This is a genomic window from Telluria aromaticivorans (assembly GCF_013003915.1).
In the GTDB taxonomy this organism is placed as follows: Bacteria; Pseudomonadota; Gammaproteobacteria; order Burkholderiales; family Burkholderiaceae_D; genus Telluria; species Telluria aromaticivorans.
Window position 1 is genome coordinate 549,963 of record NZ_JABAIV010000001.1, and the last position, 19,915, is coordinate 569,877.

Genomic DNA, 19,915 nt, shown 5'->3' on the forward strand with positions numbered 1-19,915 from the left:
ATTCAGCGAATCGCGTGCGCGCGGTTCAGGCGCCGCTCGGCGCGGCGCTGGATCGCTTCGAAGAACAGGCTCAGGCACCAGTAGATGCAGGCCGCGGCGATATACAGCGGCAGTGGCTGGAAGGTGGTCGCAATCACTTCCTTGGTCGCCAGCATCAGCTCGGTCATCGTAATCACCGACACCAGCGAGGTATCCTTGATCAGGCTGATCAGGGTATTGCTCATCGACGGCACCGCGATGCGCAGGGCCTGCGGCATGATGATGTGATGCAGCGTCTGCCAGTAGCCGAGGCCGAGGCTGAAACTGGCGCGCCACTGCCCTTCGCTGACCGCGCGGATCGCACCGCGCAGGCTTTCGGACAGGTAGGCGCCGGCATTGAGCGAGAGCGCCAGCACGCCCGCCGTCACCGGCGTGAACTCGATGCCGATGCTGGGCAGCCCATAATAGATGACGAAGATCTGCACCAGCAGAGGCGTGCCGCGCATCACGCTGACGTACAGGCTGGCGGGAAAGCGCACCAGCGCCCACGGCGAGATGCGCATCAGCGCCACCGGGAAGCCCAGCGCCAGCCCGCCGACCATCGAGGCGACCGCGAACAGCAGGGTGTAGCCGGCGCCGGCCAGCATGACCGGCGCGGCGTCAACCAGCAGCGCGATCAGGTCCACGCCTGGCCTGTCAGTCTGGGGGGGATCACTGCGGCCGGCTGGCGTCGATGCCGAACCACTTGACCGACAGGCCCTTGAGCGTGCCGTCGTTGGCGGCATCGAGCAGGATCCTGTCGACCGCCGCCTTGAACTGCGGGTTCCCCTTGCGGAATGGGATGCCGGTGCGCTCGATCGCGCCCACGCGTGCGCCGGCCTTGATCGGCAGCTGCGAATTCTTGAGCAGGTAAGCCACCATCAGGCTGTCGTTGAGCGCCGCATCGATGCGCCCGAACGCCAGGTCCTGCAGGTTTTCCGGCGCCGCCGGATAGCTCTTGACCTCGATGCCCGGCACCGCCTTGGCCTGCTGCTCGAACACGCTGCCCTGCCCCACGCCGAGCTTCTTGCCCTTCAGGTCGGCCAGGCTGGCATAGGTGGCGCGGTCGTTCTTGCGCACGATGAGCTGCGGGCTCGAATAGGTGTAAGGGCGCGAAAAATCGAAAGCCTGCTCGCGCCTGGCGTTGATACCGACCTGGCTGACGATCACATCGTATTTGCCGGCGGCCAGGCCGGCGAGGATGGCGGCCCATTCGGTGCTGACGAATTCCGGCTTCAGGCCAAGCTTGCTGGAGACCAGCCGCGCCACGTCGACGTCGTAGCCGGCCAGCTGGCCAGTCTTCGGGTCCTTGAAGTTGAATGGCGGGTAGGTGCCTTCCATTGCGATGCGCAGCGTGCCGCGGGCCTTGGCGTCCACCAGCAGGTCGGCAGCGTGGGCCGGGACCAGCGCCGACAAGGAGGCAGCCAGGGCCAGGCCGAGGACGACGCGGCGCGCCACGATATTGGAATGCTGTCCCATCAAGTGTTTACTCCATCCGAAAGTAGAGCTGACTTTATAACCGAAACCTGCGCGGGCGGGAAGCGCCGGCGGTTCGGCCAGGTGCTCAGTAACCGAGCCTGCGCCCCCGCGCACCGAACGGGTGGCCGACGACGAGGGTGGTGCTGAGCACGAGCGTCGACAGCCCCAGGATCAGCTGCACCAGGCGGTCGTCGGGCAGGATCCAGACCCGGCCGCGCGGCGGCTCGGCGCCGGTGGCGGCAGAAATCAGGGGCGCGATCCATTCGGCCTCCTGGTCGACGTCGAGGACCACGGCGTCGCCGGTGGTCTGCATGGTCACATTGCCGCCTTCGGCCAGCGTGAAGCAGATGCCGACACCGGTTTCCTGCGGCTGGACCAGTTCCTGCAGTGCGCTGTTGTGTTCGTCGATCCAGAGTTCGACGGCTTGCGGTGTCTCGAGGTGGATCCAGGGACGGGGGCGGAAGCGTGGCGGCGGAGTATCGGGTGGAAGAGTCATGCGGTAGGCTTAAATGCGGTTCGAGCCGTATCTTACGGGATTTTTCCGTGGCGGTAAGCCTTTCCGGCGCGCATCTTTTCGACGCACATTGCCCGCAACTGGAGGACTCCTGCGCGGGCTTCAGGGTGAAGACCGCTCAGACTTCCGGCCCCGTGCTTTTAGGCCGCCCCGGGTCCGGCAACTCCGCCCCACGCTCCATCTGGATTTCCTTGTTGAGGAAGTAGTTCAGGGCGGTCCGGATGACTGCAATGGCGGCGAGTTTGCCGATCCGGTCCCAGGTCGGCGCGACGGAGGTGGAAAGGATGTCGGCGGCAAGCTGGAGTTCGAGCGCGAGGGTCAGGTAGCGGGCGAAGGCAAGCCGGATCGGGCTGAAATTGTCGCCACCGCGCGCCACGGCGTGGCGTACCAGCCCGGCGACGACGACCAGCACACCGGCGGCAATCACCAGCGCGCCCAGCGCCTCGACGAACAGGCGCAACCACTCGACATACGACTGGACCTGCTCTTGCGCATGGTCGAACACCTTCGCCTCCGTAAGCTGTGCGCCGATGGCCGTGCAATCGCGCGCGAAGTCCTACTGTAGTGGAAGTCTGCAATGGCTGGCGCAGCTCTTCGGCAGGCGCTGCAAAGACGGCCGCGTGTCGCTTTTCCAGGTGCTTGCGATTTCGTTTGACGCCGTCAAAAAATCGGAATATAACTTCTCGAAACTGTATGGAAACGTTCCCATAGATCCCGACACCAGGATCATTCGAGACCAACATCCAAGTTGGCACACCATGGAACGCCGTCCTGGCGTGTCCATTTTTCTTTGGAGTTAACCAGAGGAGTCGAAGTGAATAAGCAGAAACAGCATCGTGACTCGAAATGGAAAGCTTTCCAAGCGCTCATTGCCGCAGCGCTGCTCGCCTCCGGAGCGCAGGTCTCGGCCAGCGTTACCAATCCCTCCATCGGCCAGCTGATCTGGTCCGAGGAATTCAACGGCGCCAGCCTCAACACCACCGCCTGGACGGCGACCGACGGCAACGGCTGCCAGATCAACCTGTGCGGCTACGGCAATGCCGAGCTGCAGTATTACAGCCCCAACAACCTGTCGATCGCCAACGTGCCCTTCGAGTCCGGTACGCGCGCGCTGGCGATCCAGGCCCGCAGCCAGGCCGTCGGCATCAACGTTTTCACCTCGGGCAAGGTCGACACCAAGGGCAAGGTGCAGGTCCAGTACGGCATGATCGAAGTGCGCATGAGCACCCCGAACATCGCCACCGGCCTGTGGCCGGCCGCTTGGATGCTGGGCGTGAGCCCGCAGACCTGGCCGCGCAATGGCGAGATCGACATCATGGAGATGGGCCACAAGGCATCCAGCCGCAGCGCCGCCGGCTCGCCTTCGGCCAACAACTTCGTCGGCGCCAACGTCATCACTTACCAGCAGGCGGCCTGCGTGCCCGGCAATGAAAGCTGCGCCGCGTCCACCGCCTGGCAGACCAAGAACTGGTACGTGTCGTCCACGCCGATGGTCAACCGCTTCATCACCTACCGCCTGTACTGGGACGAAAGCCAGATGCGCTTCACCGCGATCGACAATGGCGTCGAACGCAACCTCTACGATGCGCCGCTGCCGGTCAATTCCACGGCCCTGCAGGCGCCCTTCTACCTGCTGCTGGACCTCGCCGTCGGCGGCAATTTCACCGATGCGGCGACTCCGGGCCAGGTCACGGCGCCGCTGCCCGGCACGATGTACGTGGACTATGTGCGCGTCTACCAGCTGGACGGCAAAGGCCAGGTCAAGCTCGGCAACAAGACGGTGCCGGAAGTCGGCAAGTTCGGCGTGTTTACCGATAACACCGTGGTGAACAGCAAGCTGGTGGCAGGCACCAGCTCGGATATCTTCCTGTGGAACGCCGCCTCGACCGGCGCCGGCAATACCCCGCCGGCTGAGGGCAGCAACGTGGTCGCCTGGAACTACACGGCGCCGTAACAGTGGTTCGGCGGCGGCATCCAGGCACGCCAGGCGCGTGACCTGTCGAATTTTCGTAACGGGACCATGAAGTTCCGCATCAAGATCCCGGCCAAGGTCTCCTTCAATATCGGCATCGGCGACACCTATACCAACCAGAACTGGGTCAATTTCCCGGCCAACACCACCACCCACGGCCTGGTGCGCAATGGCGACTGGGCTACCGGCATCATTCCGGTGACGACCCTGGCCGGCCCCAAGGTGGCGCTGCAGTCGCTGCTCGACACCTTCATGATCTCGATCGATGCCGCGCGCCTGCCGGCGTCCACCTTCCAGTTCGCGATCGACGACATCGTCTGGGATTCGGGCAGCACCACGACCCCGCCGCCAACGACGCCGCCGCCGCCTCCGACTGGCCCGACCTGGGTGACCCAGACGTCAAGCACCACCCTGCAGTTCAGCACCAGCACCGGGTCCTGGGCCGACGTCCATCACACCGTCAACAACGGTGCGCAGCAGAATTTCCGCATGCGGCTCGACGGGACCACCAACACCTTCAGCGCCGGCGGCCTGAAGATTGGCGACGTGGTGCGGTATGCGTTTACTTATTGGGATACGGCGCGCAACTTCGCCGTGGATACGGCGCAGCTGACGTATACGATGAAGTAAGGGTTCTGGGTAGTGCCAGTCGATGTGTGAGAACCGTAGGGTGGGCAAGTTTCTTGCCCACGCGTTCAACCAGCGGTAGATGTGTAAGAACCGTAGGGTGGGCAAGTTCCTTGCCCACGCGGTGATAGTTAGCGTTAAAACGTCGCATCGCGTCCGTGCTACCGCTGGTTGAACGCGTGGGCGGGAAACCCGCCCACGCTACGAGAAAGCGGCGGCTTATAAGAGTCGATCCTGCTGCCAGCGCCCGTCAGGAAATATCCAGCGTCACCAGCCGGGCCGTCACTCTATCGCCCTCAACCAGCAACTCCCCCACCGATACCGGCAAGCTGAACCGCCGCCGCCCCGCACTGCCCGGATTCACATACAGCACCCCGCCGCGCTCCGCTTGGGACGGCATGTGCGAATGCCCCGCCACGACCACGCGCATGCCTTCCGCACCCGGGTCGATCGGCAATTCCTTGAGGTCGTGGATGACGTAGATGGCCACCGCCCCGATGCGCAGCACGGCGGTGACGGGAATGGTGCCGGCCCAGGCGCCGCGGTCGTTATTGCCGCGCACGAACGTGAGCGGCGCGATCGCTGCGAGCGGCGCGAGGATCTCGGGGCCAGTAATGTCGCCCGCGTGGATGATATGGTCGCTGCCTTGCAGGAAATCCAGCGCTTGCGGGCGCAGCAAGCCGTGCGTGTCGGAGATCAGGCCGACCCGCATCCTCAGGGGCGCTTGCTGCCTGCCATCTTGGCAGTCGTGTAGAGCGAGTACAGCGCCGCCAGGCCGACCACGACATACACGATCCGGGTGGCGGGACTGCCCGGGCCGAACAGGGTGGCGACCATGTCGACATCGAACAGGCCAACCATCGCCCAGTTCAGGCCGCCAATGATCAGCAAGGCCATGGCCAGGTAGTCGAGCGCCGACATCGCCGGACGTAGATGGGAGCGTTCCGCGGTCCGCCGTTCGCCCATCGTCCTGCGGTCCATCGTGGGGGTATTCATCGTTGCCATCACTGCCTCCGTGGAAAAAAGTGCATGGTGGCGCCAGGATGTCCGGCACTGACCAGGACTTATATTAGTCCAAGTTCGATGGCGCGCGCATACCCGCTGACGGATGGCCGGGTCAGCCTTTCCAGGTGCGGTTCAGGCCAGTATCTGCATGGATCCAGCCGCCCCGCGGGCCAGAGCGGTAGTAATAGCCGACGCCACCCTGGCGGAAGCTGCGGATCAGTCCGCCGAGCACTTCCTCGTTCAGGCTGGCGATGCGGATGTCGGCCGCCTTGCCCATCATGTGCAGCGATTTGCGCGCGGCCGGGATGCCTTCTTCGATCAGGCGCTTGTTCGACGCTTCGGTGCGGTAGCCCGACAGGATCTCGAGCGGCTGCTGCATACCGTAGCGGGTGATGAAGGCTTGCGTGCCCCACAGCATTTCGAACAGCTTGGGATCGATCGGCGCCGATTCGCGGCCATTCACGTCGCGCAGGATGTGGCACAGTTCCTGGTAGGCGGAATCGATGACTTCGCCGTCTTTCCAGTACAGCACCTTGGTGCGTTCGCCGCTTTGCGGGCGCACCAGCGACAGCGTGCGCGGCTTGACCCAGAAATCGAGGTCGAGCAGCTGGGCGTCGAACAAATCGGGAGGTGGCTGGAGGTCGGTATTTTGGGCTGCCGCTATCAGCGGGGCACCGAGGGCGCCAAATGCACACAGGCGGGCACCCTGTTGGAGGAAATCTCTACGTGAAGCCATGACGCACTCATCTGTTGAAGACGCGTACTATAACTGAAGCTTTACGGGGACAGAAGACCTGCACGCAACAAGTGTTGCGCGGCATTGTAACTAGCTGTTGCAGTTGCAAAAACGCTTGCTGGCTGCCGCGGCGGCGCCGCTGGTATCGCAGGCGGCGTCGAGCTGCTTCCACAGCAGGTCGCATTCGAGCCCGAAGCAGGATTTGTCCTTGCCGGCATTCACGTAACCATTGCGCTCGAAGAAAGCGCTGGCGCCGCCCGGGCTGTGCAGGTGGAGTTTCTTGATGCTCCAGGCACGGGCCTGTACTTCGGCGGCCGCGAGCAAGGCACGGCCGACGCCGCTACGCAGTGCTTCCGGGGAGACATAACACAGGGCGATCTTGCCGGCCTGGGTCAGCAGGCACAGGCCTACCAAGAGGCCGCCACTTTCGGCGACCAGGGCATGATTGGTGGGGGAAGCGAACCAGCTGGCGACGTTCGCGCTGGTCTTGTTGCCGAGCCAGGCTTCCAGCACGGCCGGCTGGTCCTGGTGATCGGCCCTGCAGCCGATTTCGATGGAACGGCGCAGCAGCGAGCAGGCGGCGGCAGCCTCTCCTGGTACCGCCTGGCGAATGTCAATACGCGTGGACATCAAACATCACATCACTATAGATACATGGAAAAACAATCAACGCCCCCGCCGATGCAAACCCGCGTCGGCAGCGCTCAGCAGGGCACGACTATACACCGAAAGTTTAAAACCATGCTGGCGCATGCATATAGCCGCGCCCGTACTAAGCATATGACAAATCTATTGTTCCGTATTCGAGCGAAGACACGCATGATGCATCCTGTCACCACTAGCCTAAAAGCGAGAACAACAATGCAACTGACCTCCCCGCTTCGCCGCCTGATCCTTGCCCTGTCGCTGGGCGCCGCGCTGCCGCTGTCGGCCAGCGCCGCCGAGACCGAGCTGCTGAACGTCTCCTACGACGTCGCACGCGAGCTGTACAAGGACATCAACCCGGCCTTCATCGCCGGGTACAAGAAACAGACCGGTAACACAGTAACCATCAAGCAGTCGCACGGCGGCTCGAGCAAGCAGGCGCGCGCCGTGGCCGACGGCCTGGAAGCGTCGGTGGTGACCATGAACCAGGCCAACGACATCGACATGCTGGCCGACCGCGGCCTGGTGGCGAAAGATTGGGCCAAGAAGTTCCCGAACAATGCGGCGCCGTATTACTCGACCATGATCTACCTGGTGCGCAAGGGTAACCCGAAGAACATCCGCAACTGGGAAGACCTGGCCCGCCCCGGTGTGCAGGTCATCATCCCGAACCCGAAGACTGCCGGCAACGGCCGCTACACCTACCTGGCGGCCTGGGGCTCGGCACTGAAAAAGGGCGGCAACGACGCCCAGGCGCGCGACCTGGTCGGCCGCATCTTCAAGAATGTGCCGATTCTCGACGCCGGCGGCCGTGCCGCGACCACCACCTTCACCCAGCGCCAGATCGGCGACGTGCTGGTGACCTTCGAGAACGAAGTCAGCATGGTGCGCGCGGAGTTTGGCGACAACTTCGAAGTGGTCTACCCGACCGTATCGATCCTGGCAGAATCCCCGGTCGCCGTGGTCGACAAGGTGGTGGAGCGCCGCAACCAGCGCAAGGAAGCCACCGCCTACCTGAACTTCCTGTACTCGGCCCAAGGCCAGGAGATCGGCGCCAAGCACTTCATGCGCGTCCGTTCGGATGCGGTCATGAAGAAATATGCCGCCAACTACAAGCCGATCGCGCTGTTCACGGTGGATGAATTGTTCGGCGGTTGGCGCAATGCCCAGAAGCGCCACTTCGACGATGGCGGCGAGTTCGACAAGATCTACCAGTCGAAATAAGCAATCCCACAAGCCCTGCCTTGCGCAGGGCTTTGTCGTTAAAAGCGGCTAAATACGATCTATCTGCCAATTTGTGTGGCCGCTATGCCATGCGAATTGTTGTTCGAGGCGAAAATTCTTGTCTGCAAGCTCAATTTTTCTTGTGTGCCATAGACATGCACTAAGGCTTGATGCTATCGTCCAATCTTCTGTAGTTGCCCTACAGCTAGAAAGTTGAGTGCGCGCATACGCACCAATGCCGCGCCTCCCCGCTCAACGCACGCTAACTCCAGACCCGACAATGCTCAAAAAATTGTTTGTTACCGTATTGATGTCGTTTTCGGCTGCGGCTTTCGCCGTGCCCTTCGGCTCCCAGTCGGTACTCGTCGTAGAAGATGACACCGGCAAGATCTTGCTGGAAAAGAACGCCGGCGCCGTCATGCCGATCGCATCGCTCACCAAACTGATGACCGCCATGGTCGTGCTCGACGCCCGCCTCGACATGGACGAGCTGATCGAGATCGACCGCAGCGACGTCGACGTGGTCAAGCACAGCAGCTCGCGGGTACCGGTCGGCTCGCTGATCTCGCGCCGCGACGTGATGCAGCTGGCCCTGATGTCCTCGGACAACCGCGCCGCCGCCGCGCTGGCCCGCACCTATCCGGGCGGCGCCGCCGGCTTCAAGGCCGCCGTGCGCCACAAGATCGCCACGCTGGGCATGAGCCAGACCGTGATCGAGGAACCGACCGGCCTGTCGCCGCGCAACCGCTCGACCGCCGGCGACCTGATCAAGATGGCTGCCGCCTCGTCGCGCTATCCCGAGATCACCAACATGAGCACCCAGTCGAAGGATCTCATCAATATCAACGGCCGCGAGGTCGAATACCGCAACACCAACCGCCTGGTCGGCGCCAAGGGCTGGGACATCGGCCTGTCCAAGACCGGCTATATCCAGGAAGCCGGCCGCTGCCTGATCATGAACATCAAGGCCAATGGCAAGAATGCCACCATGGTGCTGCTCAACGCAGGCGCCTCCTCGGCCCGCATCCTCGACGCGCTGAACGTGCGCCGTTTCATCACCGGCGAGCCGGTCGGCCGCGCCCTGGTGGCGAAAGCCTCGAACCGCGAACCGCGCATGAAGGCGGGTTCGAGCCGCGCCCGCATCAAGGCAACGGCCAGCCGTGCCCGCATCAAGGCGACCGCCGGCGCCGGCAAGATCAAGATCGTCAAGAAGCGCGTCGTGCGCAGCAAAGTGAAGGTCGTGCCGAAACGCCGCAAGTAATAAGCTGCAGTACGTGTTACGAGAAAGGGACCGCAAGGTCCCTTTGTCATTGGCGCCGCAGAGCAAGCTACAAGGGCGGCGCGACGGTATACCAGAGCTCTTCGGCCAGCTCCTGCACCAGGTCTTCCGTGTAGGCCGCCGGCGGCGATTGCATCACCATCAGGCGCCAGGCCTTGCCGCGCACCTGGACCACGCGCAGCTGCACCTGCACGGCGCCATCCCTGCCCTCCCCCGCGCCGGCCCAGGACGGCCTGCCCCGGAAGTCGTCGACATAGCCTCCCTCCAGCACATAGCGGTCGTTCAGCCGGTCCCTGAGCCCGCGCGTGTATTTGCGCAGCGCCGCGTCGCCGTTGTCTTCGGATGCGAGCATCACCACCGCGCGGCCGCTATGGTGCGTGAACAGGTACTGCACCATGCCGTCGTCATCGACCTGGGCTTCGTATCTCCATTGCGGGGCAATGTTCACGATGCGTCCTGTCTCCTGGTTGATCCAGCCATAGCGCGGCGCCGCCAGGATGTTCGCCATTTCGCGGCTGTCCTGGCGGTCCACCGCATCGAGCGCCACCACCACCACGAACAGGGTGGCAAACAGCAGGCCGAACACGGTCTTCCTGGCCCACCCGACCGGGCTGGCGCGCACCGCGTAATAGCGGCCGTCATAGCTGGCCGGCGCTCCCTTGCGCAGCCGCAGGCCCTGCCATGCCATGGCGAACAGGCCGACTACCGGCAGGCAGAATCCCATGCCGCTGAACCACACGCAGAGGTTGCGCCCGATATGTTCTCCGAAGCTCAGGCGGCGGCCGTCGGCCTGCATCACCCGCAATCCAAGCATGGCCTTGCCCGGGGTGTTGCCTGCCAGCGCCTGCACGGCGGCGTCCAGCAGCAGCCCAGCCGGGATACAGACCAGGCCGAACACCTTCCAGCCGAATGGCGTCTCCAGCCAGCGCAGGAACACGGGCGAGGTGCGGCAGAGGATGATGCCGACGACCAGCGCCACCAGCCCGGTTTCCCACCAGACGTCGAAGGTCCTGGCGAACCAGCGCGGCCAGGCGCCGGCAAGCGGATCGTCGCGCGGGTCCTCGATGGTGTCCACGTACCGGGCCGCGGGATAGGCGCGCCGGGTGGCGTAGGTGAAACGACACTCGGTCTGCTGATCGATTGGCTGCATGCGTGTGCTCCTGATCGACGTGGGCCGCGAGGTGGGCTGCGATTCTTGCGCCAACCCTGCGCTGAGGGCGTATCGATCGGATGATCGGTCACGCTGCATCAGGCCGCCGGTCCTGGTCTCAACTGAAATAAGACCCTCAGGCTATGGCTGAGTTCGGGGGAAATGTCGCCAGGGCTCGCCCGGCTTAGCCTGGATCAATGGTGCAGCGCGGTGAAGGGCCTGCGACGGCGCCGGACCAGCGCCGTGGACCGCGATGGCTAGCGTGGACTGTGCGCAATCATGCCGCGCAGGCCGCTGGTGCGGTGGGTACGCAAGGCAACCGCCTCGGCCAGCACCGTGCCTGGCGGCGACACCAGGGTAAATTGTTCGCTGGCGCGGGTGATGCCGGTGTAGACCAGCTCGCGCGTCAGGATGGCGCCGCGTTCGCGCGGCAGGGCCAGCACGGTGTGGCGGAATTCCGATCCTTGGGATTTGTGCACCGTCATCGCAAACGCCGTCTCGACATTGCGCAGGCGGGTCGCCAGCACGCTGCGTACCGCTTCGCCCTCGAGGAAATAGACGCGCAGTGCGCCCGGGCGCGCCGGATCAAGCAGGGTCAGGCCGATATCGCCGTTGAACACGCCGGTGCCGTAGTCGTTGCGGGTGACCATCACCGGGCGGCCGACATACCACTCGCCGCTCGGGCGCAGCAGGCCGGCCTGGGCCAGGCGCCCGGCAATCGCCTCGTTCAGGCCGGATACGCCCCACTCGCCGTCGCGCACCGCGCACAGGATGCGGAAGGATTCGAAGCGCTGCAGGATCTGGCGCACCCATTCTTCATGATTTGTGTTAAATGGGCTCCCAGAGCCCGTATTCAACACATCCAGATAGGGTCCGTAGCCGGACTGCGCCAGCAGCAAGACCTGCTGCTGCTGGGCGTTCTCGATCCAGCGCACGCCTGGCTCGCCGGCCCGCAGCACCGCTTCCGCCTTGGGCGCGTCGCCGGCATTCACGGCCAGCGCGAGCCGGCCGATCGGGCCGCCGAAGCGGCGGCTGTGGCGCAGCATCACGGTTTGCTGGGCCAGGGTGCCGCCGTCGCCGATGAAGTCGTCCGGCAGCGCCTCGCCGCTGGCCGCGCGCACGTAGTCGAGGGTGGCGGGCGTATAGCCGCCGGCCTGGGCGTTGTGGCACAGGTCGCCGAGCACGGCGCCGGCTTCCACCGAGGCCAATTGGTCCTTGTCGCCCAGCAGGATCAAGGTCGCAGTCGGCGGCAGCGCATCGAGCAGCGAGGCCATCATTTCGAGGTGGACCATCGAGGCTTCGTCGACGATCAGCACGTCGACGTCGAGCGGGTTGCCGCGGTGGTGGGCGAAGGCGCGGGTATCCGGTCGCGCGCCCAGCAGGCTATGCAGGGTGCGGGCGGCGCCCATGCGCAGGGTCAGTTCGCGCAGAGGCAGGGTGGAACCGACCTTTTCGGCCAGTTCGTTCAGGGCCTTGTCGATCGACTGCTTCAGGCGCGCGGCCGCCTTGCCGGTCGGCGCGGCGAGCGCGATGCGCTGGCTGGCCGCTTCCGGCGCAGTGGCGAACAGCAGCGCCAGCAGGCGCGCCACGGTATAGGTCTTGCCGGTGCCGGGGCCGCCCGTGATGATGGCCACCGAGCCGCGCAGCGCAATCGCGCAGGCGAGCTTTTGCCAGTCCGGCCCGTCGGCATGTCCGGAGGTGCGCTGCGAGGCGAACAGGATATCGAGCCAGCCGCGCACGGATGCATCATCGACTTCTCGGGTGGCCAGGGCGCGCCCTCGCACCGCATCGGCCACCAGCATCTCGTCGCGCCAGTAGCGGCGCAGGTAGAGCCGCTCGCCGTCCAGCACCAGCGGCTGGTCATAATCGAAAGCGCCGATTTCCCATACCTGCGCGCAGCCCGCCAGCTGCTGGGCCCAGGCCTGCGCGTTCTTCGGCAGCGGTCCGGCGTGGCGCGCCAGGTCTTTCCATTGCTCGTCGCTCCAGCCCAGCAGTTCGGCCGGGCCGGCGGCCAGGTCGGCCAGCAGCAGGCAGCTGTGGCCATGGCCTTCCAGCTCGGACAGCACGCTCGATGCCAGTACCAGCGCCGGCGCCGCCGCCCCGAGCGAAGCGATGAAGCGCGCAAAGGCGCAGGACAGGCGGCGCAGTTCCCCCGCTTCGCTCAGCTGCGCCAGTTCGCTCCACAGCGCATCGATGTTTGCTTCAGGCTTCGCCATGCTCGTCCTTCACCCGATCCTCGTCCAGCAACGCTTCCAGGTCATCCAGCAGTTCCAGGTCCGGCGCCAGCACGCAGCAGCCGCGCGTGTCCGGGTTGGCGATCCCGCGCAGGAACAGGAAGACCGCGCCGCCCAGCTGCTTGCGCGGCTCGTAGGCATCGCCCAGCCGGCTGCGCAGCAGGCGGTGCAGGGCCAGCAGGTAGATGGTGGCCTGGATGTCGTAGCGATGGCCCGCCATGCCGAGCTCCATCGCCGCCTGGGTATAGGCAGCATCGCCCGGTCCCAGCGCATTGGTCTTGTAGTCGAGCACCCAGAAGCGCCCCTCGTGTTCGAACACCAGGTCGGCGAAGCCCTTGAGCATGCCGTGCAGGGTCCGGTCCGGCAGGGTCGGCCGGTCGATACCCTTCATGATGCGCGCACGGCACAGGCGGTCGAGACGCGCCACGTCGAGCCGCTCGCTCGGGAACCAGAATTCCAGTTCCGGCACCGGATCGACCAGCTCGCACAACGCTGCGCCCACCGGCGGCAGCGGCGTGTTCACCACCGCATGCAGCCAGCTGAGCGCGTCTTCCTGGCGATGGCCCCAGCCGGCGCGCTCGATGCGCTGGGCCAGGCGCTGCATGAATTCCGGCTCGCCGGCGCGCTCGAAGCCTTCCTGCGCCATCCACTCCAATTGCTCGTGCATGAAATTGCCGGGCACCGAACCGCGCGGGAAACGGTGCCAGGGCGCGTCTTCGATGCGCGGCGGCGTGGGCGCCGAGGGTTCTTCTTCGCGCAGGGTTTCTTCCTGCGCCCGCATCGGCGTCGGTACCGGCGCCGCCACCGCATGGCGCACCAGCGAGGTGAAGGACCCGATGGACCAGTCACGCTCGAAGCGTGCCTCGTAGCGCGGCGCCGCAAGCAGGTCGGGACGAACGTCCTCGCGCACCAGCGGCGTGCGGCCCTGCGGTTCGGACAGATCGTGCAGCACGATGCCATCGACACCGCCGCGCAGGCGCTCCAGCCGCTCGCGCAGGAGTTCGCCATCGATCTTGTCGCCACCACCCAGCAGGTAGCCCAGCGCCGACTCGTGCAAACGGTTGTCGCTCTTGCTGCGGCCGCTGATCGGCGCCGCCCCCAGCCACAGGAAGTGGCGCGCGCGCGTCAAGGCCACGTACAGCAGGCGCAGGTCTTCTTCCAGGCGCGCCCGGTCCACGGCTTCCAGCGCTTCGTCGCCCATCGACAGGTCCAGGCGGCGGGCGCCGTCTTCGCCGACGAATTCGAAGAAGGCGCGGTTGCGGCGGTCGGTACGGCGCGCGGTAACCGCGAACGGCAGGTAGACCAGCGGATACTCCAGGCCCTTCGACTTGTGGACCGTGACCACCTTCACCAGTTCGGCATCGCTTTCCAGGCGCAACACGCGTTCGTCACCGCCCTCGCCCACGCCCTCGAGCTGTTCGGCCAGCCAGCGGATCAGCGCCTGCTCGCCTTCTAACTGGGTGCTGGCTTCCTGCAGCAGTTCGGCCAGGTGCAGCAAATTGGTCAGGCGGCGCTCGCCGCCGGCTTCGCGCAGCAGGCGCGCCGGCAGCCCGAGTTCGTGTACGAAGCGGCGCAGCATGGCCAGCACGCCCTGGCGCTGCCAGGTGCCATGCAAGGCTTTCAGCTGCTCGACCCGCCCTTCCCAGGCCATTTCGTCGCTCGAGAGCCTGGCCAGCTCACCGAGCGCCAGGCCGGCCGTGCGGGTCGCGAACGCCGCGCGTGCCAGGGTGCCGTCGAGCGGGTTGGCCACCGCGTACAGCCAGCGCAGCACGTCGGCCGCCTCTTCGCTCTCGACCACCGAGTCCTTGTCGGACAGGTAGACGCTGGCAACCTTGCGCTGCACCAGCGCCCGGCGCACCGCCGCTGCCTCGCGCCGGTCGCGCACCAGGATGGCGACATCGGCAGGCATCAGCCGGCGGAAACGCTCGCCCTCAAGAAAGCCCACGCGCTCGTCGCCCAGCAGGCCTACGATATGCTCGGCGCAGTGGTGGGCGAAGAATTCGCGGTATTCCTCCTGACTCATCTGGGCCGCGCAGCACAGGGACATCGCATGCGAAGGGCCATCGGCGCCAACCAGGCGCTCGCGGTGGCCCTGGGCCGCCACCGCCTCGAAAGGCAGCGGATTGTCTTCGCCGCGGCGGAAGCGGAAGGCGCCGCCGGGATAGCCGGCATGTGCTTCATGTCCCTCGGCGTGGCGGAACAGCTGGTTCACCGCTTCCACCAGCTGGCTGGTGGAGCGGTAGTTGGTGCCAAGCTGGTAATGCCGCCCTTCGGTCGCGCGGCGCGCCGACAAATAGCTGTGGATGTCGGCGCCGCGAAAGCCGTAGATCGACTGCTTCGGGTCGCCGATCAGGAACAGGCCTTGCTGCGGGTCGTTCGCCGCCACCCGGTACAGCAGGTCGAAGATGCGGTACTGGTCGGGCGAGGTATCCTGAAATTCGTCGACCATCGCCACCGGGAACTGCAGCACGATGCGCATGCGCAGCGCTTCCCCGTTCGGTCCTTCGAGCGCGGCCTTCAGGCGCTCGAGCATGTCGGCAAAGCCGAACTGGCGGTTGCGCGCCTTCAGTTCGCGCATGCGCCCGCCGATATGGCTGGCGGCGTGGCGCAGCAGCGCATGCGACAGCGGGTCGAGCGCTTCCAGGGCGTCCTTCAGCGGCGCGGTGAAGCCGAAGCAATCCGGCACCTCGGCCACGAAATCCTTGCTGAAGGCGTCCACGATGCCGTCCGGGCAGAGGCGTTTCCAGGCGGTGTCGTTCAGGGCCGGCAGCACCATTGCCGGGTCCGCGGCCCACGCGCGCAGCGCCTCGAACCACTTGACCAGCGAATCGGCGCGCATCTTGTTCCCGTTGAAGCACTTGGGCTGGCGCTCGCGGTGACCGGCGATCCAGGCTTCCATCTCGTCGGCGCGCGCGGCCCAACCATCTTTCAGTTGCACCAGTTCGGCGCGCAGCGCGCGCTCGATGCGGGCTACCAGACTGCCCAGGGGCTCCTGCGCACACTCGCCCAGCAAATGGGTGCGGCTCACCAGCTCGCGCACGCTGCTTTTCAGCGCATCGACATCCTTCCAGCATCCCAACACCGAGCCCAGCAGGTTCGCGTTGAGCGGATAGATGTGCTGGCGCCAGTAATCGTGGGCCGCGTCCTCGAACAGTGCGCGCTCGTCGGTGACCAGTTCTTCGTCGAACAGGCTGCCGGAGTCGAAAGCGTGCTCGCGCAGCATGCGCTGGCACCAGGCGTCGATGGTGAAGATCGCCGCCTCGTCCATCGTCTCGGCCGCCAGCACCAGGCGGTGGGCGGCGACATTGCGTTCGGCCTCGCCCGGGTAGGCGCCGGCCAGCTCGCGCAGGTAAGGATCGTTCTTGTCGAGCTGGCCGCGGAAATAGGCGGCCGCTTCGACCAGCCGCTCGCGCACGCGGTTGGCCAGTTCGCGCGTGGCCGCGCGGGTAAACGTCATCACCAGGATTTCGCTCGGCAGCAGCGGGCGCACGAAAGCGGCCTCGCCGCCATGGCCGAGCACCAGGCGCAGGTAGAGCGCGGCGATGGTCCAGGTCTTGCCGGTGCCGGCCGAGGCCTCGATCAGGCGCGAGCCATGCAGCGGGAAGTCGAGGGGGTCGAGGTGCTGGCTCATGCCAAGCCTCCATCCAGCGGCGCGACGCGCACGCCGGCCTCGATCCAGTCGGCCAGCGGACCATACAAGTCGCGCGCGACGTGCGGCCAGTCGCCGGCCGCGATCAGGGTCGCGAAATCGGGCCACAGGCGCGCCAGGCAGAGTTCATCGACCTCGCCCGACATCTCATAGCTGCCATCGTAGGTAACGCGGGCGTCGCCTTCCTGCAGCAGCGCCAGCGCGGTCTTGCAGGCCACGCCCAGCGGGCGGTCGAGGTTGGTGCGCCACAGCGCGCCCAGGTCGTGCAGCGTTGCGGCGGCTTCCACCGGATCGAGCGGCGCCATCGTCAAGACCGCGTCGCGCGCCACCAGGTGGCCGGCGGTCGGCGCGCCGCTTGCTGCGGCAGCGAGCTGGCGCAGCCAGGGGCCGATCAGTTTGTCGCCGCGCGGGCGCCCTTCGCGGTCCAGCACTTTCGAGGACACCTGCATCAGCCAGGCCGTAGTTTCGCCGTCGGTGCGCAGGCGGTCGATCCAGTCGTCCAATACCAGGCCATTGTCCATGGCCAGGCTGACTGCGCGCTTGGGCGCCAGCTGCGGGAAGCGCGCGCCCAGCGCCAGCCAGGCGGTGCGCACCGGCACCAGGCCGTCGACCAGCTCCTGCTGCCACTGGCGGCCCATCAGGCCGATCGGCAGCACGCCTTCGCGCGCGAGGCGCTCGGCGCGGGTGTGCAGGGCCGAACGCACTTCGTGCGGCTGTTCCGCCGGGCCGCTGTCGTCCAGCAGGTGGTCTTCGATGAAATAACGCTCCAGCGCGTCGAGCGCGAACGGTTCCTCGTCTTCGCCCACCACGGCCGCTTCGCCAAACACCACGCCGAGCCGGCGGCGGAAGAAATAGCGCGCCGGCTGGCGCAAAAAGGCCGCCAGTTCGCCGAGTTTGAGCACGAAGCCCGGCTCGAGCTCGTAGGGCGGCAGCACTTCGACCAGGGCGGGCGCGCCGTCGTCCAGCCCGTGGGCCGAGCGCCATTCGCCCGCATAGGTCAGCAGGCCGCCATGCTCGAAATAGCGCCGGCTGAAGGGCTGCAGCGCATGTTCGACCGTACGTTCGGACAAATCGAGGTCCCAGCCATTGACCAGGTAGTCGCGCAGCTGCGCCACCAGCACCGAGGCCGGCTGCTCGCTGTTGTCGCGCACGTTGCGGCCAACCCAGCTGATATACAGCTTGTCGCGTGCCGACAGCAGCGCTTCCAGCATCAGGTAGCGGTCGTCGTCGCGGCGCGAGCGGTCGCCAGGGCGCGCCATGCCGGGCAGCGCCAGCAAATCGAAATCGGCCTGGTGGGTGCGGCGCGGGAAGTCGCCGTCGTTCATGCCGAGCAGGCAGACCACGCGGAAAGGCACGGCCCGCATCGGCATCAAAGTGCAGAAGGTGACGCCGCCCGAAACGAACTGGTGGTTCAGGGTCGGCTGGTCGAGTTCCGCCAGCCAGGCTTCGCGCATCACGCCAAGGGGCACCGGTTCGTCGAAGCCGGCACTGTCACAGGTCTCGAGCCAGCATTGCAGCGCGTCGTTCAGCTGCGCCAGCGTGAGGCGGTCGGCTTCGATCCCGGCGTGGAAGAAGGCAGCCAGCAGTGCCCGCGCGGCTTCTCCCCATTCATTCGGCGTGCGCGCCTGCACCAGCGCCGCGCGCCAGTCGAGCAGGGTCTCGATGAACTGGGCCAGCGAACCGGCCAGCGCGGCGTCCAGCCCGCCCACTTCCGCATACGGTTCGATGTCGCCGAAGCTGGCGCCGGCCCCGCTGGCGTAACCCAGCAGCATGCGGCGCACGCCAAAGATCCAGGCATTCTGCTCGCCCGCCGAGCCCAGGCCAAGGCCGGCGCGGTGCTCGCGGTCCAGGCCCCAGCGCACGCCCGAGCCTTCGATCCAGCGGCCCAGGATCGGCAGGTCGCCGGACTCCAGGCCGAAGCGCGCGGCCACTGCCGGCACGTCCAGCAGGTCGCGCACTTCGCTCTGGCGGCAGCGCTGCTGCGGAAGGCGCAACAGCCATTCCAGGGCCACCAGCAGCGGATTCACGCTGCGGTCGCGCACGTCGCCGATCTCGAACGGGATATGGCGCGGATCGAGGCGGCGGTGCTGGTCGAACACGGCGTGGATGGCGGCCGAGAAGGTGTCGATGTCCGGCACCATCACCACGATGTCGCGCGGGCGCAGCGTGGGATCTTTCGCGAACCAGGACAGCAGCTGGTCGTGCAGCACCTCGACTTCGCGCTGGACGCTGTGGGTGAGGTGGAATTCGATCGACATATCGTCGAAGGGCGGCACATGCGGATGCTCGGACAGCGGCAGCAGGTCGCGCACCGCCGCCTGCACCTGGGCCAGCAAGGTATGGCCTTCGCCATCGTCGAACAGGTCCACCCGCATATTCTCGTAGCGCGTGCCTTCGCCATTGTCGAATTCGTCGAGCATGCGCACGAAATCGCGCCCCTGGCGACCCCAGCTCGCCAGCAGCGGATGGGTGTGGGCGTGCAGTTCTTCGAGCGGCACTTCGGCCAGGTCGATGCCGGAGCGTGGCTGCTGGCGCCGGCGTGCGGCCTTGAGCAGTTCACGCCCTTCGATGATGTCGCCCCAGTAGAAGCGGCAGGGGTTCGGCACCGCGAACAGCACTTGCGTGTGGCGCGACAGCGCGGCAATCGCCTGCAGGGTCTGGTAAGGCAGGGTCGACATGCCGAACAGGATCACGCGCCGCGGCAGGCGCGAAGCAGGCGCGCGGCCCGCCTCGCTGGCGGCCAGGAATTGCGCATGGATGGCGGCGCGGCCCGTGACGCGCTGTTCGGGCGGCAGGCTGGCATGGATCTCGCGCCACAGGCAGGCCTGCCATTTCTGGTCGGGGGCCAGGGCAAGCGGCTCGCCCACCGCGCGGCGCAGCACGTCGCGCCCGGCTTCCCAGTCTTCGAGCCAGTCGGCGCGGTACACCTGGTAGCCGTCGTAGAGGTCGGCCAGGCGCTCGGCAAGCTGAAGGCGCCGCTCGGGGCAGCCGTCGCCCAGGAATTGCGCCAGCGGGGTGTAGCTGGCGTCCTGCATCAGGCCGGGGAGCAGGCGCATCAGGCGCCAGGTGAGCGGGTCCTTGTCGAAGGGCGCCCGGGTGGGCACACGTTCGCGCCCCAGCATGCAGCGGTAGGCTTCCCACAGGAAGCGCGCCGGCAGTGCCACGCGGGTGGCGGCGCACACGCCCATGTCTTCGGCCATGGCGATTTTCAGCCATTCGGCCACGCCGTTCGACTGCACCAGGATGGTCTCCTGTTCGAGCGGTCCCAGCGGGTGGCGCCGCAGCCAGTCGAACATGGCGCTGCGCAGCAACTCCATCTGGTTGCCGTGCAAAATTAACAAGCCGGGGGTGATCGCGGAGGACATCTGTATGGTTGGGCTGCT

General features: G+C 66.2%; 16 protein-coding genes and 1 pseudogene. 5 read left to right on the forward strand and 12 right to left on the reverse strand.

Going from position 1 to position 19,915, the window contains the following annotated elements; translation table 11 throughout:
- Window positions 1–2: 2 nt before the first annotated feature.
- From HGB41_RS02520 to HGB41_RS02535, 4 genes are all read right to left on the reverse strand, one after another.
- The gene (locus tag HGB41_RS02520; RefSeq protein WP_229422767.1) at window positions 3–626 is read right to left on the reverse strand and encodes an amino acid ABC transporter permease; all 624 of its coding nucleotides are present in this window, start codon (window positions 624–626) and stop codon (window positions 3–5) included.
- 64 nt (window positions 627–690) lie between these two features.
- Window positions 691–1,497 carry a transporter substrate-binding domain-containing protein gene (locus tag HGB41_RS02525; protein ID WP_171080764.1) on the reverse strand — a complete coding sequence of 269 codons (807 nt, stop codon included), beginning with the start codon at window positions 1,495–1,497 and terminating at the stop codon, window positions 691–693.
- A gap of 85 nt (window positions 1,498–1,582) precedes the next feature.
- Window positions 1,583–1,993, reverse strand: coding sequence for a hypothetical protein (locus tag HGB41_RS02530; RefSeq protein ID WP_171080766.1), 411 nt, complete (start codon window positions 1,991–1,993; stop codon window positions 1,583–1,585).
- Window positions 1,994–2,129: 136 nt separating this feature from the next.
- The gene (locus HGB41_RS02535) at window positions 2,130–2,516 is read right to left on the reverse strand and encodes a DUF1622 domain-containing protein (protein ID WP_171080768.1); all 387 of its coding nucleotides are present in this window, start codon (window positions 2,514–2,516) and stop codon (window positions 2,130–2,132) included.
- Between the two features lie 309 nt (window positions 2,517–2,825).
- Here HGB41_RS02535 and HGB41_RS23340 point away from each other — a divergent pair, with 309 nt between their 5' ends.
- From HGB41_RS23340 to HGB41_RS24010, 3 genes and pseudogenes are all read left to right on the forward strand, one after another.
- Window positions 2,826–3,965: a glycoside hydrolase family 16 protein gene (locus HGB41_RS23340; protein WP_371868426.1), complete on the forward strand. Its 1,140-nt coding sequence runs from the start codon at window positions 2,826–2,828 to the stop codon at window positions 3,963–3,965.
- 15 nt (window positions 3,966–3,980) lie between these two features.
- A pseudogene (locus tag HGB41_RS24005) lies at window positions 3,981–4,295 on the forward strand (glycoside hydrolase family 16 protein); the annotation flags it as partial.
- A gap of 75 nt (window positions 4,296–4,370) precedes the next feature.
- Window positions 4,371–4,613 (forward strand): hypothetical protein, encoded by a 243-nt coding sequence (locus HGB41_RS24010; protein WP_503827416.1) that lies wholly within the window; start codon window positions 4,371–4,373, stop codon window positions 4,611–4,613.
- Between the two features lie 247 nt (window positions 4,614–4,860).
- Here the strand turns inward: HGB41_RS24010 and HGB41_RS02545 are convergent, their stop codons facing one another.
- The 4 genes from HGB41_RS02545 to HGB41_RS02560 all read right to left on the reverse strand — a co-directional run bounded on the left by HGB41_RS02545 (window position 4,861) and on the right by HGB41_RS02560 (window position 6,981).
- Window positions 4,861–5,322, reverse strand: a complete 462-nt coding sequence (locus HGB41_RS02545) for a metallophosphoesterase family protein (RefSeq protein WP_171080770.1) — start codon at window positions 5,320–5,322, stop codon at window positions 4,861–4,863.
- Between the two features lie 2 nt (window positions 5,323–5,324).
- On the reverse strand, window positions 5,325–5,615 hold the full coding sequence (locus HGB41_RS02550; protein WP_171080772.1) for a DUF378 domain-containing protein: 291 nt from the start codon (window positions 5,613–5,615) through the stop codon (window positions 5,325–5,327).
- Window positions 5,616–5,727: 112 nt separating this feature from the next.
- Window positions 5,728–6,351, reverse strand: a complete 624-nt coding sequence (locus HGB41_RS02555; RefSeq protein ID WP_171080774.1) for a YcbK family protein — start codon at window positions 6,349–6,351, stop codon at window positions 5,728–5,730.
- Window positions 6,352–6,441: 90 nt separating this feature from the next.
- Window positions 6,442–6,981, reverse strand: coding sequence for a GNAT family N-acetyltransferase (locus tag HGB41_RS02560; protein ID WP_171080776.1), 540 nt, complete (start codon window positions 6,979–6,981; stop codon window positions 6,442–6,444).
- Between the two features lie 231 nt (window positions 6,982–7,212).
- Between HGB41_RS02560 and HGB41_RS02565 the strand changes: the two genes are divergently transcribed.
- Window positions 7,213–8,220: a sulfate ABC transporter substrate-binding protein gene (locus HGB41_RS02565; protein WP_171080778.1), complete on the forward strand. Its 1,008-nt coding sequence runs from the start codon at window positions 7,213–7,215 to the stop codon at window positions 8,218–8,220.
- Window positions 8,221–8,500: 280 nt separating this feature from the next.
- On the forward strand, window positions 8,501–9,481 hold the full coding sequence (locus HGB41_RS02570; RefSeq protein WP_171080780.1) for a serine hydrolase: 981 nt from the start codon (window positions 8,501–8,503) through the stop codon (window positions 9,479–9,481).
- A 67-nt stretch (window positions 9,482–9,548) separates the two neighbouring features.
- Here the strand turns inward: HGB41_RS02570 and HGB41_RS02575 are convergent, their stop codons facing one another.
- The 4 genes from HGB41_RS02575 to recC form a co-directional block, all read right to left on the reverse strand.
- Window positions 9,549–10,649, reverse strand: coding sequence for an RDD family protein (locus HGB41_RS02575; protein WP_171080782.1), 1,101 nt, complete (start codon window positions 10,647–10,649; stop codon window positions 9,549–9,551).
- A gap of 257 nt (window positions 10,650–10,906) precedes the next feature.
- The gene (gene recD, locus HGB41_RS02580; protein ID WP_171080784.1) at window positions 10,907–12,865 is read right to left on the reverse strand and encodes an exodeoxyribonuclease V subunit alpha; all 1,959 of its coding nucleotides are present in this window, start codon (window positions 12,863–12,865) and stop codon (window positions 10,907–10,909) included.
- Entirely contained in the window at window positions 12,852–16,514 is a 3,663-nt protein-coding gene (gene recB / locus HGB41_RS02585; RefSeq protein WP_171080786.1) for an exodeoxyribonuclease V subunit beta, read from the reverse strand. Before recB ends, recD begins: the two co-directional genes overlap by 14 nt.
- Complete coding sequence (gene recC, locus HGB41_RS02590) at window positions 16,511–19,897, reverse strand: exodeoxyribonuclease V subunit gamma (protein ID WP_171080788.1); 3,387 nt, start codon at window positions 19,895–19,897, stop codon at window positions 16,511–16,513. Before recC ends, recB begins: the two co-directional genes overlap by 4 nt.
- Between the last annotated feature and the right edge of the window lie 18 nt (window positions 19,898–19,915).